Source organism: Polyangiaceae bacterium (assembly GCA_020633235.1).
In the GTDB taxonomy this organism is placed as follows: Bacteria; Myxococcota_A; Polyangia; order Polyangiales; family Polyangiaceae; genus JACKEA01.
Genome location: JACKEA010000003.1, coordinates 796,300 through 811,939, shown reverse-complemented (window position 1 = coordinate 811,939; position 15,640 = coordinate 796,300). Strand labels below are relative to the sequence as shown.

Annotated in this window: 13 protein-coding genes; 4 read left to right on the top strand and 9 right to left on the bottom strand. The window is 68.7% G+C overall.

What is annotated here, in order from left to right; genetic code table 11:
- Positions 1-58: 58 nt before the first annotated feature.
- Together H6717_20505 and H6717_20500 are read left to right on the top strand one after the other, a co-directional pair.
- A complete protein-coding gene (locus H6717_20505; GenBank protein ID MCB9579424.1) occupies positions 59-1,702 on the top strand; it encodes a hypothetical protein in 1,644 nt (547 codons plus the stop codon).
- 3 nt (positions 1,703-1,705) lie between these two features.
- Positions 1,706-2,596 (top strand): hypothetical protein, encoded by an 891-nt coding sequence (locus H6717_20500; GenBank protein ID MCB9579423.1) that lies wholly within the window; start codon positions 1,706-1,708, stop codon positions 2,594-2,596.
- A gap of 39 nt (positions 2,597-2,635) precedes the next feature.
- Here H6717_20500 and H6717_20495 read toward each other — a convergent pair whose 3' ends face one another.
- Positions 2,636-3,931, bottom strand: coding sequence for a right-handed parallel beta-helix repeat-containing protein (locus H6717_20495; GenBank protein ID MCB9579422.1), 1,296 nt, complete (start codon positions 3,929-3,931; stop codon positions 2,636-2,638).
- Between the two features lie 35 nt (positions 3,932-3,966).
- Here H6717_20495 and H6717_20490 point away from each other — a divergent pair, with 35 nt between their 5' ends.
- Positions 3,967-4,716: a C-type lectin domain-containing protein gene (locus H6717_20490; GenBank protein ID MCB9579421.1), complete on the top strand. Its 750-nt coding sequence runs from the start codon at positions 3,967-3,969 to the stop codon at positions 4,714-4,716.
- Here the strand turns inward: H6717_20490 and xdhB are convergent.
- The 5 genes from xdhB to H6717_20465 all read right to left on the bottom strand — a co-directional run bounded on the left by xdhB (position 4,710) and on the right by H6717_20465 (position 11,183).
- The gene (gene xdhB / locus H6717_20485; GenBank protein MCB9579420.1) at positions 4,710-7,022 is read right to left on the bottom strand and encodes a xanthine dehydrogenase molybdopterin binding subunit; all 2,313 of its coding nucleotides are present in this window, start codon (positions 7,020-7,022) and stop codon (positions 4,710-4,712) included. The two genes, H6717_20490 and xdhB, sit on opposite strands and share 7 nt — an antisense overlap.
- Positions 7,019-8,410 (bottom strand): xanthine dehydrogenase small subunit, encoded by a 1,392-nt coding sequence (gene xdhA, locus H6717_20480; GenBank protein MCB9579419.1) that lies wholly within the window; start codon positions 8,408-8,410, stop codon positions 7,019-7,021. Before xdhA ends, xdhB begins: the two co-directional genes overlap by 4 nt.
- 46 nt (positions 8,411-8,456) lie before the next feature.
- Positions 8,457-10,160 (bottom strand): hypothetical protein, encoded by a 1,704-nt coding sequence (locus H6717_20475; GenBank protein MCB9579418.1) that lies wholly within the window; start codon positions 10,158-10,160, stop codon positions 8,457-8,459.
- Positions 10,161-10,225: 65 nt separating this feature from the next.
- Positions 10,226-10,546 carry a hypothetical protein gene (locus tag H6717_20470; GenBank protein ID MCB9579417.1) on the bottom strand — a complete coding sequence of 107 codons (321 nt, stop codon included), beginning with the start codon at positions 10,544-10,546 and terminating at the stop codon, positions 10,226-10,228.
- Positions 10,530-11,183 carry a hypothetical protein gene (locus tag H6717_20465; GenBank protein MCB9579416.1) on the bottom strand — a complete coding sequence of 218 codons (654 nt, stop codon included), beginning with the start codon at positions 11,181-11,183 and terminating at the stop codon, positions 10,530-10,532. Before H6717_20465 ends, H6717_20470 begins: the two co-directional genes overlap by 17 nt.
- A gap of 107 nt (positions 11,184-11,290) precedes the next feature.
- On the opposite strand from H6717_20465, the gene H6717_20460 reads away from it, so the two are divergent.
- On the top strand, positions 11,291-11,965 hold the full coding sequence (locus H6717_20460) for a DUF2293 domain-containing protein (protein ID MCB9579415.1): 675 nt from the start codon (positions 11,291-11,293) through the stop codon (positions 11,963-11,965).
- A 188-nt stretch (positions 11,966-12,153) separates the two neighbouring features.
- On the opposite strand, the gene H6717_20455 is transcribed toward H6717_20460, so the two are convergent.
- The 3 genes from H6717_20455 to H6717_20445 form a co-directional block, all read right to left on the bottom strand.
- On the bottom strand, positions 12,154-13,038 hold the full coding sequence (locus H6717_20455) for a bile acid:sodium symporter family protein (GenBank protein MCB9579414.1): 885 nt from the start codon (positions 13,036-13,038) through the stop codon (positions 12,154-12,156).
- Positions 13,039-13,286: 248 nt separating this feature from the next.
- Entirely contained in the window at positions 13,287-14,648 is a 1,362-nt protein-coding gene (locus H6717_20450) for an exo-alpha-sialidase (GenBank protein ID MCB9579413.1), read from the bottom strand.
- 114 nt (positions 14,649-14,762) lie between these two features.
- The gene (locus H6717_20445) at positions 14,763-15,626 is read right to left on the bottom strand and encodes an XdhC family protein (protein ID MCB9579412.1); all 864 of its coding nucleotides are present in this window, start codon (positions 15,624-15,626) and stop codon (positions 14,763-14,765) included.
- Between the last annotated feature and the right edge of the window lie 14 nt (positions 15,627-15,640).

The following is a 15,640-nucleotide window of genomic DNA, read 5'->3' as shown; positions in this document are numbered from 1 at the left end:
GCGGCGCGTTCCCGAACGTCGGGTTGCCTCGGGCCATCGGCGGCGGGATGATCCGGACATGCGCGGGTCGATCTTGGGGGCAGCGGTGGCGGTGGTGGTCGTCGGCTTTGCGAGCTCCGCGAGCGCGCAGAAGCTGCTCCAAGAGGCCGACCTCGAGTACCTCGGCTCCTTCCGCCTGCCGACGGGCGACCATGGGACGGATCACTTCGACTACTCCAGCGGCTTCGTCGCGGGCAACGTGTACTACGACGCGGCGCGGGGCAATCAGCCGACGCTGTTCGTGTCGGGGTACCTCTCCGCGGGCTACGTGAGCAGCACGCCGAGCTTGGCGCAGATCTCGATCCCGGGCTTGGCGGATCCCAACACGGTAGGGCTCGACGGCCTGCAGACGGCGACGATCTTGCAGGGCTTTGCCGACCCCAGCGACGGCAAGGCGCCGCTGAGCGGTAACGGATTTTGCAGCTACGTCGTGTATCAAGGCAGCCTGATCGGAGCGTGCTCGGTGGCCTACGACGCTTCCGGGTCGCAACCGGCGGCGGCGTTCGTGAACGGCTCGCTGGATTTCGCGAAGCCGAGCGTGTCGGGCCCGTACCCGGTGGGCAACGTGTCGCAGACCCTGTTCGGCTCCTACATGACGTTGGTGCCCCCGGAGTGGCAGTCCGCGCTGGGTGCGCCGGTGGTGGCGGGCAACGGACCTTGGTCGATCATCAGCGTGAACTCCGCGGGGCCGGGGCTGCACACCTTGGACGCGGACGCGCTGATCGCGAAACCGGCAGCGGGCACCACGATCGCGTCCAAGCCGCTCGCGTACTATCCGTGCACCAGCGGAGACACCTCGGACCAGGCCAACTGCCACCAGACGCTGGGTGCCTGGGACTCCAACCTGCCGACCCAGACCTGGAACGGCACGCCGGTGCCCACGGTGGACGTGGTCGATCCGCAAAACCGCAGCGGCCTCCCGGTGGGCAGCGGCGGCCCCAATTGGACCATCCCCTACAACGACAGCTCCATGCGCATTCTCGGTGCGCTGTTCGCCGACGGCACCCGCAGCGTGCTGTTCTTCGGCAAGAAGGGCCTGGGCCCGTACTGTTATGGACCCGGCACCAGCGATCCGTCACTGGTCGGCAAGCCGGCTCCCGGCGGGGTGGACGACTGGTGTTTCGATCCGGACAGCGACGGCAAGGGCGACCACGCCTATCCGTACAGCTACTTCGTGTGGGCCTACGACGTGAACGACTACGTCGCCGTGCTCTCGGGCTCGAAGAAGCCCTGGGAGGTGGCCCCCTACACTGGCTGGACCTTCACCCAGTTTGGCGACGCCGGGCAGCTCGGCGGCGTCGCCTGGGATCCGTCCACGCGACGCATGTACCTGGTGGCGCCGGGGGCGGATGCACCCAATTACCAACCGCTGGTTCACGTGTACTCGGTGAGCGGCGAGACCAGCGACGCGGGCACCGGCGGCGGCAGCAGCACCGACGGCGGCGCTCCCGGCGGCGCCGGCGGCGGCACCGGTGCTACGGCCGGGAACGCGGGAACCTCGGGCTCCGGCGGAAGCTCGGCGAGCCCGTCCAGCGACGACTCCGGCTGCGGCTGCAAGCTCGCGCCCACGCGCGCACCAAGCTCGCTCTGGCTCCTCGCGCTCTCGGCCCTCGTCGGCCTGGCGTCGTTCCGGCGTCGTTCCGGCGTCAGGCTTGAAGGCTGAGGAATGGGCACGACGACGAGCAGCGTTCGGCTCTTCGTTCACCTGGCGCGACGGACCGCGAAGGCCGTGGTCTTGCGCCGGGGTCCCTCCAAGCAGGTACGTCTGATCGCGTGGAACCGCGAGGACGACTCCTTCGAGCGCGGCCAGTGGCTCAAGGGCCGGGTGTTCGAGCAGCGCAGTGATCTATCTCCTTCGGGGGAGACCTTCATCTACTTCGCGAGCACGCAGCGCCCGCCGTTTCTGACGTACACGGCGATCAGCCGACCGCCGTACTTCACGGCACTGGCGCTGTGGCCCAAGGGAGACACCTGGGGAGGCGGTGGGCTCTTTGCCGACGACCATCGCGTGCAGCTGAACCACCCGTTGAACCAGACGAAGCTTGCCGAGGGCTTCTCCCTCGGCAAGCGCGTGCGGGTGGAGCTCTTGGGCGACCGCGCCGGGGCGGGGGAGGACCATCCCATCGCGCACTTGCGGATGCTGCGCGACGGCTGGACGCTCCGCTCCGAGGGCAAACGCACCGACTACTCCTTCGAGCGCCCGTTCAAGTGGGAGTACGTCGATACCGAGGTGTACGCGAAGCACGGGCCGAAGCCGCGCCGGCTCCGTTTGGAGCGTCACCTACACGGCATCGGCGAGCGTGATGGGCCATGGTACGCCTTTTCCCATCGGGTGCTCGACGAAAAAAGCGGAGAGTGCCTCGACTTGGGGCGGACGGATTGGGCGGACTGGGATCGGAACGACGACCTTCTCTTTGCGCGCGAGGGCCGGCTTCATCGGGTGCGTTTCGGGGACGAACCCCTGGCAGATGGCTACGGCCGGGTCCGCGCGATCGCGGACTTCCGCGACGACCGGTTCGAGGCGATCGCGCCGAGCCTGGACGCCCAGCGCTGGTGAGGCGCGACGGGTATCGCGCCGGACCAACAAGCAGCTGGATCAGAAGTAGTTGGGCGGGGTGTTGGCAGCGCCGGCGCAGTTGTTGCCGGTCCAGGTGTTCTTGTCCGTCTGCCACTGACCCGGGGAGAAGTCGTCCGCGCAGCCCACGTTGCTGCCGAAGACGTCGTTGTTCGTGAAGGTGTTGTTGCGCGGCGCCCAGTACGGTTTCAGCTCGTCGGCGCCTACGCTCAAGATGCCGTAGAAGCTCGAGGTCTTGTTGCCGCTGATGGTATTGCCGTTGACCACGAGGTTGTCCTGGTCCGTGTCCTGGCACAGGAAGATGCCCGCGGAGTGGCCGCCGCTCGGGCCCGTGGCGCAATAGGGGTGATAGGGCTGGGGCGGCTCCGTGCCGGGGTGGCTGATGACGTTGTTCGTGATCTTCCAGTTGCTCGCTCCGTACAAGCTGACGGCGGCCCAGGCGGTGTTGTCGGAGACTTGATTGTTCGTGAAGGTCCCGCCCCAAGCACCGTTCACGTCGAGCGCGGGGCCGAAGCTGAACTTGATGACGTTGCCGTCGATCACGGTGCCAAAGTTGGCGGCCTTGGCTTCGGAGTAGATGGCGGCGCCCTCGGCCACGCCCCCGAAGCCGCCCGTCGCGCAGCTGACGGTGCCCTTGCCCGGAATGCTGGTGGGCTGGGCGCTGTACAGCATCTGGTTGTTCTTGGCGGTGACGCCGGTGCCGGCCGCGCCGATGGCGGAACAGCGGTTGTTCTTCAGCACCGAGTCTTCCACCAGGTAGCCGCGACAGCACACGTTGTAGGTGGCAACGCCGGAGCCGTCCAAGGTGAGCTTTTGGACCTTGAAGGGATTGGCGGCGGGATCTGGCGGCAGGGTGTCGCCCACCATGGAGTCGCAGCAGCCGAAGCTCCAGCTTGCCGCGTTGGCCTTCAAGATCGACTCGGCGGCGCTCACGCCGCGCAGCGTGTGGCCGGGCTTCATGGCTACCGTGGCGTCGAGCAGCCAGGTGCCGGGTTGGACTTCGACGCAGTCGTTTTGGTCGACGGCCGCCTGGAGCGCGTTCTGCTGGGTCCACTTGAAGCAGCCGTCGGCGGTGAAGTTGGGATCGCCGCCAGAACCTCCGGCACCGGCGGAGGCGCCGCTGCCCGAGCTGCCGGCCATGCCCGCTGCGCCGCCGCTGCCACCGGACGGGAAACCGCCGTCGCTCGGCTGGGTGCCGGCGCTGCCGCCGCTGGCCGAGCCCGCGGCGCCCCCGGAGCTGGCAGCCGGCGGGCCGTCGCCGTTTTCGCTGCTGCAGCCCACGAGCAGCACCACGCAGCAGAGCAGGACGGGCCTCATGCTGCGAGCGTACCACGCGTGCTACGCTCGCCTGGATGTTCGCGCGCAGCATGTCCGTGGTGGCTGTCGTGGCCAGCCTCGCGTGTGCGTGCGCGTCCAGCGAAGACGTGGGAGACGGACCGCCCGGTAGCGGCAGTGGTGGTGGCGACGTCGATGCGGGCGGCAGCGGCGGCAGCGGCAACGAGGGCGGCGGTGGCTCCTCCGGCATCGGCAACAGCGGCGGCTTTCCGACCGACAGCGGCTTCCCCGGAGGTGCAGCGGGAACTACCGGCACCGGTGGCGGCAGCGGCACGGGGGGCAGCTGCGGCGCCGAAGTGTGCAACGGCGTAGACGACGACTGCGACGGCACGCCGGACAACGGCGGCGTGTGCTCTCCGGGTTGCTCGGGGCAGAAGTTCGACAACCACGGCTACTCCTTCTGCGCCACGCAGAGCACCCTCAGCGTTGCGGCGGAGGATTGCATCGCCCAGAACATGAAACCCGCGCGCCCGAACGATGCCCAGGAGAACGACTGGCTGCGCTCCACCGCCACGTCCCTGGCGATGGGTGCGGTGTGGCTGGGCGCTACGGACTGGACCACGGAGGGCAACTGGGAGTGGCCCGACGGCACGGCGTTCTGGACCGGCGGTCACAACGGCAGCCCCGTGGGCAGCGTGTACACCAACTGGGGCAGCACCGAGCCCGTGGGAAAAGACGCCTCGGACTGCATGCAGATGGGCGTCGACGGCACCTGGCATGAGGTCGCGTGCGGCGGCAAGGTCGCCTACATCTGCGAAGACTACTGAGCCGCGCGGCTCTTCTCGCTGGTGGCGCGCAGGCGCTCGATGGCGAAGTACACCGCCTCCGGAGTGGACGGACAGCCGAGCTCGACGATGCCGCCGTTGCCAAAGGCGCTCACGGCGTCGCGCAGCGCTTCCCGCCCGCTGAGGGCCAGCATGAAGGGCGGCTCGCCCACGGCCTTGCTGCCGTACACCACCGTGGGCTCGGCCGCGCGCTCGAGAAGCTCCACGTTGAACACCGGCGGGCACTCGCCCAGGCCCGGCAGCTTGTAGGTGGACGCGCCGCGGGTGGCGAAGCGTCCCTGATCGTCCCAACGGAGCTCTTCCAGCGTGAGCCAGCCGAGCCCCTGGATGAAGCCGCCTTCCACCTGGCCGCGATCCACCAGCGGTGACAGCGAGTCCCCGACGTCGTGCAAAATGTCCACCCGCGTGACGTCGTACATGCCGGTGAAGCCGTCGACCTCCACTTCCGTCACCGCTGCGCCGTAGGCGTAGTAGTGGAACGGCTTGCCGGTGCCGCTCGCCTTGTCGAAGTAGATCTCCGGCGTCCTGTAGAAGCCGGAAGAAAACAGCGGGATGCGTGCCATGTAGGCCCGGTGGGTGACGTCCGAGAAGGCGAGCTTCTTTTCGGGCTCACCGCGGGCGAAGACCTGACCATCCTCGAAGGCCACGTCTTCCGCGCTCACCCCGAGCTCCAGCGCGGCCACGCCCGCGAGCCGTTCGCGAATGGTCTCGCAGGCCGCCTTCACCGCGGCGCCGTTGAGATCCGAGCCGCTGGAGGCCGCCGTGGCCGAGGTGTTGGGCACCTTGTCGGTACGCGTGGGCATCATGCGCACGGCATCCAGGCTCACGCCCAGCGTGTGCGCTGCCACCTGCAGCATCTTGGTGTGCAGGCCCTGGCCCATCTCCGTGCCGCCGTGGTTCACCTGCACGCTGCCGTCGGCGTACACCAACACCAGCGCGCCGGCTTGATTGAAGAACGTGGCCGTGAAGGAGATGCCGAACTTAACGGGGGTGATGGCCAGCCCTTTCTTTTTGTGTTGGCTCGCCGCGTTGAACTTCGCGATCTCCTGCTTCCGCGCCGCGTAGTCACTACTCTTGGAAAGCTGCGTCCAGATGCGTTCGATGCGCTCGGCGTCGCGCACGTCTTCGGCGTAGTGCGTCTGGTCGCCCTCGCTGTAGAAATTTCTGCGCCGCACGTCCTCCGGCGCGAGACCCAGGGTGCGGGCGATGCGGTCCAGCACTTCTTCGATCACCACCATGCCCTGGGGACCACCGAAGCCACGGAACGCGGTCTGCGACGTCTTGTGGGTGCGCACCCCGCGGCCCACCACCTCGACGTCGGGGATGGCGTAGCAATTGTCGACGTGGAACATCGCGCGGTACACGATGGGCTCCGTCAGATCCAAGCTCCAGCCGCCGTCGGCGAAGAGCGCGAACTTCGCTGCCAGGAGCTTGCCCTGGTCGTCGAAGCCCACGTCGAAGCGGCCCAGGAACGGGTGGCGCTTGCCGCTCAGGGTCATGTCGCGCAGGCGATCCAGCCGCACGCGCACCGGGCGGCCGGTCTTGTGGCAGGCGATGGCGGCCACGGCGGCGAACGCGTTGGCCTGCACCTCCTTGCCACCGAAGGCGCCGCCCATGCGCAGGGACTGCACGGTGACGGCGTGACTCGGAACGCCCATCACGCGGGCGACGATCTCCTGAGTTTCGGTGGGGTGCTGCGTGCTGGAGTGGACCAGGAGGTGTCCGGTCTCGTCCATCACCGCGAAGGCGGCGTGGGTCTCCAGGTAGAAGTGCTCCTGGCCGCCGATGTGGATCTCCCCGCTCAGGCGCTGGGGCGCCTTGGCCAGCGCGGCGTCGGGATCGCCGCGGCGAATGGTGAGGGGATCCGTCAGGAAGCTCTCGGCGGCGATCGCGCTTTCGATGTCGAGCAGCGCAGGCAGCGGTTCGGTCTCCACCTTCACCGCCGCGGCGGCCAGGCGCGCTTGCTCTTCGCTCTCGGCGATGACCCACGCTACGGCCTGGCCGTGGAACATCACCTCGCTCGGGAACAGCGGCTCGTCGGGGCGCGAGGCGCCCACCTGGTTTTCTCCCGGGACGTCGCTCTCGCCCAGCACCAGCACGACGCCCGGTAGGGTTCGAGCTTGCTCTCCGTCGATGCGCGTGATGCGCGCGTGGGCGTGGTCCACCGTCACCGGCCAGGCGTGCAGCGCGCCGGGATGCCGTAGGGCCAAGTCGTCCGTGTACAAGGCATCGCCGGTCACGTGCCCGCGCGCGCTCTCGTGAGAAATGGCCGACCCCAGTGCTTTCACGTTGCACCTCCCTGCGTGTCTGCGGCGAACTTGCGAAACAGCTCGCTGATCATCGCGCGCCGGTAGGCGGCGCTGCCGCGGTGATCGTCGATGGGCGAAAACGAGCGGGACAGGATCGCCGCCGCTGCCACCACGCTTTCGGTATTCCACGGTTTGCCCGTGAGCGCACGTTCGGCCTCGGTGGCTCGCACCGGCGTGGCCGCCACGCCGCCGAAGGCCAGGCGCACGCTCTCGATGGTGGCGTTCTTCCCGGTGGTGAGGGCGAAGGCCGCCGCCACGGTGGAGATGTCGTCCAGCTTCCGCTTGCTCACCTTGTAGAAGCGTTGATGCCGAGGGAGGGGCAGCGGGACGAAAATGCTCTTCAGCACCTCTCCAGTGCCGAGCTCGGTCTTGCGATAGCCTTTGAAGAAGCTCGCCAGCGGCACCCGCCGCGCGCCCTTGGCGCTTTCGATCTCGACCTCTGCGTCGAGCGCCAAGAGCGCCGGGGGGCCGTCGCCGATGGGGGACGCCGTGGCGAGGTTGCCGCCGAAGGTGGCGCGATTGCGAATGAGCCGCGAGGAGAACAGCGGCAAGAGCTGCTCCAACATCGGCAGCCGACCCTGAACGAAGTGCTCCACGTCGCTGAGGGACACGCCGGCGCCGATGCGAACCTCGCTGTCGCCCCACTCCAGGCCTAGGAGCTCCGCCACGTTCTCCAGGGAGATGACGCCGTCGAAGCGCAGGCCTCGCTGGTTCATGTCGACCACCACGTCGGTGCCGCCGGCCACCAGGCGCGCGGCCGGGTGCGCCTGCTGCAGCCGAAACACGTCGGCGAGGGCGGTGGGGCGAAAGTAGCTCTTGCCGTTTGCGAGCTCGACGAGAGCGAGCTCCGGCGGCGGCGCCTTCAGGCGCGCTTGGAAGGGATCTTCCGCGGGGGCCATCGGCAGTGAGGCCGCGGCGTCACGGATCGGTCGGTAGCCGGTGCAGCGGCACAGGTTTCCAGAAATGGCTTCCAGGTCGAACGCTTCGCGCCCTGGCCGGTGGTACTCGGCGAACAGGCTCATCACGAAGCCCGGTGTGCAGTAGCCACACTGTGAGCCGCCATGCTTCACCATCGCCTCCTGCACCGGGTGGAGCTCGCCGCCCTGGGCCAGACCCTCCACGCTCAGCACCTCGTGGCCGGCGACGGAGCCCAACAGCAAGAGGCAGCTGTTGACCGGCTGATAGCGCGCGCGCCCCTCTGCGTCTCGCGTGACGAGCACCACGGCGCAGGCGCCGCACTCGCCCTCGGCGCAGCCCTCCTTGGTGCCGGTGAGGCCGCGACCTCGCAGGAAGTGCAACAGAGGCTGATGGGGATCCGCGTCACCGGCGTCGATGGTCCGGCCGTTGAGAGTGAAGGCGATGGCCATGTCGGTCGCTAGCGTAGCGTCGCCGCCGGTGCGGGGAAACCCTGGCTCAGGAACAGCTCAGAACCGCACCCCACAGCTCCGTGGCATTGCCGGAGCGTACGCCATAGAGCGACAGCACGCGGTCGTGGCGGACACCGAGGGCGCCGGGCGCCGGCACCAGATCGATGTCATTTGCGATCTCCACGATGGGACCCGTGGCGCGGAGGGCGGCGTCCAGGGGTCGCGCGCGCAGCCGGCGACCTTCACGCCACGCGAGCAGGAACCCGCCGCTCGGTAGCGCCGCGACGACGGGCCCGCGCTGGTTCGCGGGAACGTCCCCGGGCTCGAGGCGCACGGTGGTGACGGGTAGCTTGCCAGGCTTCGCCAGGGCGGCGTACAGCGACCACGGTTCGCCCGTTCCATGAGCAGCGAACACCGTGAGCGCTCCGCCGTCGCCCGCTGCGACCGCCGGAGCGCCGACACGACGCTGGCCGACGGCGAGGCGACCGAGATCCGTGCCGCGGGAACCATCCGACGACAGCCATCCGAAGACGACGTCGCCGCTCTCACCGCCGCGTCCCAGGGCCACGGCGGTGCCCACGCCTTCGAGGCTGGCGGCGCTGAGGGTGGTGATGGTGCCGGGCGGCCCGGGCCACACCACGCTCGGATCGCGACCTGGCTCGAGGCGCACGATGCCGGCGCTGGTGGCGCCCAGGCGCATGGAGCCGATGGTCTTGGCCAGCTGCAGTGTCGCGACGGGCTCGTCCACGGCGAAGGTGACGGGGGAGCGGTGCGGCAGGGGGCTGACGGACAGGATGCGTCCGGAGCCCTGCTTTCGCAGGCGCGTCTCGGTGCTCAGGCCGTCCAGGGACACGATCAGTCCCACGGCTTCCTGGCTCGGCGTGACGAAGCCGACGGCGATCTTGTCGCCAGGGGCGGCCGCCACCTGGGGCGTGATGTCGAAGGTCGCCTCCGGCGCCAGACGCCGCGGCAGCTCCGACAGTCGACAGCTGACCGATGCGGGCACCGCCGCGGGCGCGATGGGCGCGGTCGCGGCGGCGGTGGAGGGTGCGGGGGTGGTGCTGCGACTGCGAGCGACGAGCACCAACGAAACGACCACGCCAACCACGGTGATCGCCGCGAACACACCGATCGCCGCCGCGATGGCCGTGCGGTCCGACGTGAGCCGCAGCACCAGCGGCACCAAGCGCGGATCCTCCGCCGGGGGCGGCGGAGGCATGGGCGGGTGAAACGCCGCCGGGGGCAGCACCGGCGGCGCCAAGGACAGCTCCGGCGCCACCTCGATCACCGGATCTTCCGGCGGAGCGTGTTCGAGCAACGGAAACGGCTCGCTCTTTGGCGGCGGCAGCAGCGGAAATGGATCCGTCTTCAGTGGCGGCTCGGGGGCTGCCCAGGGTCGTGGTGGCGGCGGCAACGGCAGCGGGGGCAGGCCCGGCGGCCGTCGCAAGGTCGCCGCCTCGTCCAGCTCGTCTCGCTCCGATCGTCGCAGTGTCGAGGCTTCGTCCAGCTCCTCCTGCTCCCATCGCCGGGGCTTCGTGATCGTTTCGTAGAAGCCCGAGCCCGTCAGCTCTTCGAAGCGCGGCAGCGGCTGCTTGGTCGTCTCCACCAAGTCGTCGTCGGTGTTGCCGAGCACGCGCGCGGGTCCTTGGCTCGGCACGAAGACTTGCAGCGTGGGTCCGTCCTCTGGATCGACCGGGTCCGTGCCCGCAGGCTCGGTCGCCGCTTCCCAGGGGCCGGAGGGCTTTCGCACGGATGGAACGCTATCACGGCGCCGCCGCGGCGCAGCCACGGAGCCATGCGAAGGGCCTGCGAGGCTCAGTTCTGGTTCCTGCGCCGGCGCCGCCGCTCCTCGCGCGTGGGCAGCACCCGCGCCCGTTCGTACCATTCGTCCGCCTCGGCATCGCGACCCGTGTCGCTCAGGAAGTCCGCCAGGCCTTCCAGGCGCTCTCGATGATCCGGCTGGAGCACGATGCCTTCGCGGTAGATCTGTTCCGCCTCGAGCAGTCGGTCAGTGTCCGTGTACAGGACGGCGAGGTCCAGTCGGGCAAGGTACCCGTCTCGCGGGGACAGGGCCCTTCGCAGGGCGACCTCGCCTTTTTGGGACGAAGAACAGCGAACCTCAATTGCAGGCGCCATCACCGGTCCAAACCGATGGCCCATCGCCGAATTCGCAGTGCATGACCGTCCAGCTCGACCCTGCGGCGCTGCATGGATAGCCGCACGCGCTTGGGTCACCTCCGAAGCCTCCCGGCATGCACTGTGCGCCCTCCGACGGCTGGGTCGGCGGGCACGGGCCCGGCGGGTTGTAGTCGTAGTTCGTGTAGAAATACCAACCGCCTTCGGGTGAGCAGATCAGGCTCGTGCCAGGACAGGAGTCGTAGGGCTGGGAGCACTGAAGGGGATCGACGACCTTCCAGTGCTCGGAGCTCTTTGGGTCACACTCGATATCGAGGGAGATCTTTCCACTCTGACAAGCGATGTCGTAGTGGCAAACCTGATGGGGGACGCAGGCAGTGGTCCAACCCTTGCCGCCAAACGTGGGTGGATCCGGCGGGCAAGGCGCGCCGGCATCTGCAGGCGCACCGCTCGAACCGCCGAGTCCGCCGAGTCCGCCGAGTCCGGCGCTACCTGCGGTGCCCGCCGCGCCGTCCGAACCTCCTGGTCCTCCGTCCCCTTTCTCGGACGCAGTGACGGTATTTCCGCCACACGACGCGAGGGCGCCTGCGGCGACGGCGGCGCTGATGGTGACTACGAACGGCGCGCGCATCTTCACGCGTTTTCTCGTTCGGGGTGCATCTGACGAAGGGTGTGCCGTAGCGAGCGAACGCGCAAGGAGATCGTGACGCCCGCGGGCCGCGTTCCGTGGTACGTCGCCGCGCGATGTCCGATGGGAGCCGCATCGTCCGTCCTGGCCGCACGCCCCGGGAAGTGAAGACAGATTCTGGCGAGTACCTCAGCGCCCCGAGCGACTGGGTGCTGGTGCCGCCGGGGGATCCGGCGCTCAGCCGGCGTGTGAAGGCGGGCGGCGCGCACTGGCTGGTGCAAGAGAAGAAGGGCCGCAAGCTGTTCTCGCGTGGGATCTGGGCGCCCAAGGATCGCGTCGAGCGCATCACCGCGGCGCTGGCCGTCGAGCGCGCCGATCCGGCGTACCAGCGCAAGCTCGATGCCGCGCGCAACAAGCGCGAGGTCCGAGAAGGAGAGTACGCCGCTGAGTTCGAGCGTCAGGTGCTCGAGTTCTTGGACTTTGCGCCGTGCCATGGCGAGCTCGCCAAGAAGATGGCCGCGGCGATCGCCGCCCACGCCACGCCCGTCGGCAGCGGTACGGTGGCGCGCACCCAACGCATCTCCATCGAGGAGCGCGCCCGTGCCGCGACCATCGCCTGGATGCGCCACCAGACCACGGGCTACGACGACATGACCATCCCGCGCGTGAAGGGCATGCGCCGGGAGGTGCGCCGCATGCTGGCGCAACGCTCCACGGCGCTGCTCGAGCGCTACCGCCAGGGACGGCCCATCCCCGCCGAGTGTCCCCTGGCGCGGGCGCTCCACACCTAGAGCGCGAGCTTCGCGAACACGGGCGACGCTGGCCCCGACGCGCCTCACGACATTCCCGTCGACCTCGATCTCGCGGTGCCGTGTCGCCAACGGGACGCTACGCGACGACTCCTCACGCTGAGGAGGTTCACCCCAACAGCTCCGGAAGGCAGCGGGTCGTAGCCTCGATCAGAAACCGTCAACACACTCTAGGCGGGGCTCGCTCCGCCTTCGCGCGTCTTGCCCAGGTTCACCAGCACGCCGAAGACGGCGCCGGTGGCGAACATGATCAAGCTGTAGATCGCCGGCGCGATGCTCATGGTCGGATTGGCGAGCAGCGTGCTGGTCACCAGCAGGGCCGTGGTGCCGTTCTGGATGCCGACCTCGATACCGATGGTGATGGCCTGCTTCTTGGACAGCTTCAGGAGCTGCGCACCGAAGAAGCCGACGGCCATGCTGGTGGCGTTCAGCGTGAGCGCGGCCAAGCCCGTCTGCGCGAAGAAGCCGGGCAGCTCCGCCCAGGTCTGCTTCATGATGCCGGCGATGACCGCGAATAAGAACACCACCGACAGGATGCGCACGGCGCCTTCGCTCTTGGTGGCAGCCTTCGGCGCTTTGTTGCGGATCAGCATGCCGATGCCGACCGGCAGCACGGTGATCGCCAATAGCTGAACGATGGTCTGGCCGATGGGAAGCTGGATGTGCTGACCGCTGCCCATCATCGCGTCCATGGTTGGTACGAGCACCAGCGGGATGGTGAAGGGCGTGACGATGGAGACGATGGCCGTGAGGGTGATGGACAGCGCCACGTCGCCCTTGGACAAGAACGAGATCATGTTGGAGGTGGTGCCGCCGGGGCACAGCGCCAACGCGATGAGCCCGACGCCCAACGCGCCCTCCATGCGGAACAGGTGCACCACCACGAAGCCCAGCACCGGCAGCGCGACGAGCTGAAACAGCATGCCCGCGGCGACGGCTTTGGGAAAGCGCATCACGCGGCGAAAGTCCGCTGGGATCAGCGACAGCCCCATGCCCAGCATGATCGCGAACAGCGCGAGAGGCAGAACGATCTTGGTCAGTACCGAGCCTTCCATCCGAAGCTCCCCGTCTCTTCCGGCGCGGGCCGGAGGCCACTTCCCTCGCGACGAAGGCTCGTCGCAGCTTCGCTCTTGTCACGGCCGGGTCGAGCTGTCTACGGGGTCTGTTGGTCCGGCGCGCGTCTTTCGCGGTGCGTCAGCACGGCTCCGGACGGGGATTCTCCGGCGCGCCCCGAACTCTTGGCGACGGGCTACATCTACGACGAGAGCAACAAGAGATGTCGAGTAGCTCTGCCGGGGGATGGTTACAGCGCGAGTTTCGCGAACAGCACGTGGGCGTTGCCGCTGTGGTTGTCGGCGAAGGTCGCGGCAAAGCCACTCGGGAGCGCGACCAGCCCGCCGTAGTCTCCGATCCACAGCGAGCTCTGGCGATCACCCGTGAACGTGATGGGAGCGTGCAGCGTGCCGCCCGCCGTGAAGCTCTGGCCAGCGTCCGTCGAGCGCCACCAGCGCACGCTTCCGTTGGTGTCGCCCTCGTGGCTGCCGCCGTAGGCCATCACGAACAGATCGCCGCTCGGCGTGCGCACGATCTCCGGCCTCAGAAACTGCGCTCCCGATTCGGAGATCACGGCGTTGCCGTTCCAGGTGTTGCCGCCATCCGCCGAGTGCGCCACGTGGATCTCGTCGAGCGGAGGTATCCCGGTCGCCGACGAGCTGCCCGAAGCCAGGCCGTACATCAGCCACACATCGTTCTGCTCCCCGACGCAGCGCAGGTCGTACGCCTGCAACGCTCCGAGGCTCGATGCCGGCGCAAAGCCCGAGCTGTGGTTTCCGGCGGGCCAGGTCTGGCCCAGATCATCGCTCCAGCGCAGCCCCGCGTAGCTCGGGCTCGAGGAGTCCACGTATACGACCCACAAGCGGCTGCCTTGGGGCGAGACGCAGGCGTGGGGGATCCCGGCGATCTGCCCCTGGGGCAGGGTGGGCACGGCCTCGCTGTGGGACCACGACGTTCCGTCCGTCGAGCGCGCCACCACGATCCGGTCGATGTTGGTCGGGTTCTGGCCCTGCCGCGCCGCCACGACGAGCACGAGCGTTCCGTCCGCTCCCGTCATCAGCCACGGCTTGTCGTAGAACTCCGCCGGGTTCGCCGGCGACGCGTCCACGGGGGCCTCGAAGCTGGTGCTGCCGGGCGCGAGGCGCGCCACCCACACGTGGCCGTTGTCACAGCCTTGGGCGCCGCAGTTGCCGTCCAAGAACCCGTAGTAGAGGCTGCCGTCTTGGCCGTAGGTGGCGACAGGGTCGCCCTTCGTTGGTGTGCCCGAAAGCACCTTGGGGGACGACCAGCTCGCGCCGTCGTCCTCCGAAAGGGCGTAGCCGTTCTGCACGCCGCTGGCTCCGAGGTTCATCCACACCGCGAGCATGCGGCCCCCCGGCGCGCGCACCACATGCGTCTCGCTCTCGAAGCCGGAGCCGGGCGACGACGAGAGATCGATGGGACCCGACCCCGCGTCCGTGGCGGCGTCCCCGCCAGCTTCCGTGAGTACGACATCTTCCGGCGCATCGACCGCGACGTGATCCGAGCCGGCGTCTTGGGGCCGAGCCGAAGACGAATCATTCGACGAGCAGGCGCTCAGTGCGACAGCCGCGACTAGCAGGGTCGTGCGCATGGCCTCCGGTACCACGGACGGGCCGCGACGGGGCGCCGCGTGTTTCCGCGGCGAACCAACAAGAAGATGCAGAATGATGTTGGCTCGCCGCGGAAACCGCCCTCCACGAACCCGCTAGCGCGCGCTGGGATCGGCGACGGCGGCGCCGGCTTCGGGGGCGAGATCTCCGGCCAGCACGCGGGCGAGGGCGGGATCGTGCACCACCGACATGTGGGGGCTCGCGTGCTCGTGGCGCAGGGCCACCAGCTCCCCCACGATGCTCACGGCGATCTCTTCCGGAGTGACGGCGCCGATGTCCAGACCCACGGGGGCGTACACGCGCTCTAGCACGGGGAGCTCGCGCCGCTGGGCGATACGTTGGATCACGCGAAACACCTTGCGGCGACTTCCGATCATGCCGATGTAACGGTGGGGTAGGCGAGCAAAGGTATCCAGAGCCTGTTCGTCGAGGCGATGATCGTGCGTCACGATCAGAAGCCAATCCTCCGGTCGCGGTGCAACGCGAGAGGCGGCCTCCGAGGGCTCCGCGAGGATGCGCTGGCAGCCGGGGAAGCGCGTTTCGGTGTTCAGCTCCTCGCGGTCGTCGATGACGGTGACGTCGAACCCCACGGTGCGAGCCAAGGCCGCCGTGGGCATGGCCACGTGTCCGGCACCGAACAACAGCAAACGCTGCACCGATTCCACCGGCTCCACGAACACCTCCATGTGACCCCCGCAGCACATGCCGAGATCGCGGGTCAGCTCATAGCTGAGCAGCGTCGGCTTGCCGGTGCTGCGGCAGGACTTGAGCGCCTCGAGCACCGCGTGCTCGATGGCTCCCCCGCCCACGGTGCCGACGGTCACGTCGTCTCCCGTGAGCAGCAGACGCGCGCCGGGTTCTTGAGGCGCCGAGCCGCTGGTGCGGATCACCGTGGCCAGGGCGCCGCGGCGGCCGCTTTCCAGCGCTTCGAGCAGCGCTTGAGTCAGGTCCTTCTGCACCGAGGGAGCCTACC

What these genes read in the sequence shown, in the direction of transcription:
- H6717_20505 (MCB9579424.1), top strand. Translation starts at nt 59, where the DNA reads ATGCGCGGGTCGATCTTGGGGGCAGCGGTGGCGGTGGTGGTCGTCGGC.
- H6717_20500 (MCB9579423.1), top strand. Translation starts at nt 1,706, where the DNA reads ATGGGCACGACGACGAGCAGCGTTCGGCTCTTCGTTCACCTGGCGCGA.
- H6717_20495 (MCB9579422.1), bottom strand. Translation starts at nt 3,931, where the DNA reads ATGAGGCCCGTCCTGCTCTGCTGCGTGGTGCTGCTCGTGGGCTGCAGC.
- H6717_20490 (MCB9579421.1), top strand. Translation starts at nt 3,967, where the DNA reads ATGTTCGCGCGCAGCATGTCCGTGGTGGCTGTCGTGGCCAGCCTCGCG.
- xdhA (MCB9579419.1), bottom strand. Translation starts at nt 8,410, where the DNA reads ATGGCCATCGCCTTCACTCTCAACGGCCGGACCATCGACGCCGGTGAC.
- H6717_20470 (MCB9579417.1), bottom strand. Translation starts at nt 10,546, where the DNA reads ATGGCGCCTGCAATTGAGGTTCGCTGTTCTTCGTCCCAAAAAGGCGAG.
- H6717_20460 (MCB9579415.1), top strand. Translation starts at nt 11,291, where the DNA reads ATGTCCGATGGGAGCCGCATCGTCCGTCCTGGCCGCACGCCCCGGGAA.
- H6717_20455 (MCB9579414.1), bottom strand. Translation starts at nt 13,038, where the DNA reads ATGGAAGGCTCGGTACTGACCAAGATCGTTCTGCCTCTCGCGCTGTTC.
- H6717_20450 (MCB9579413.1), bottom strand. Translation starts at nt 14,648, where the DNA reads ATGCGCACGACCCTGCTAGTCGCGGCTGTCGCACTGAGCGCCTGCTCG.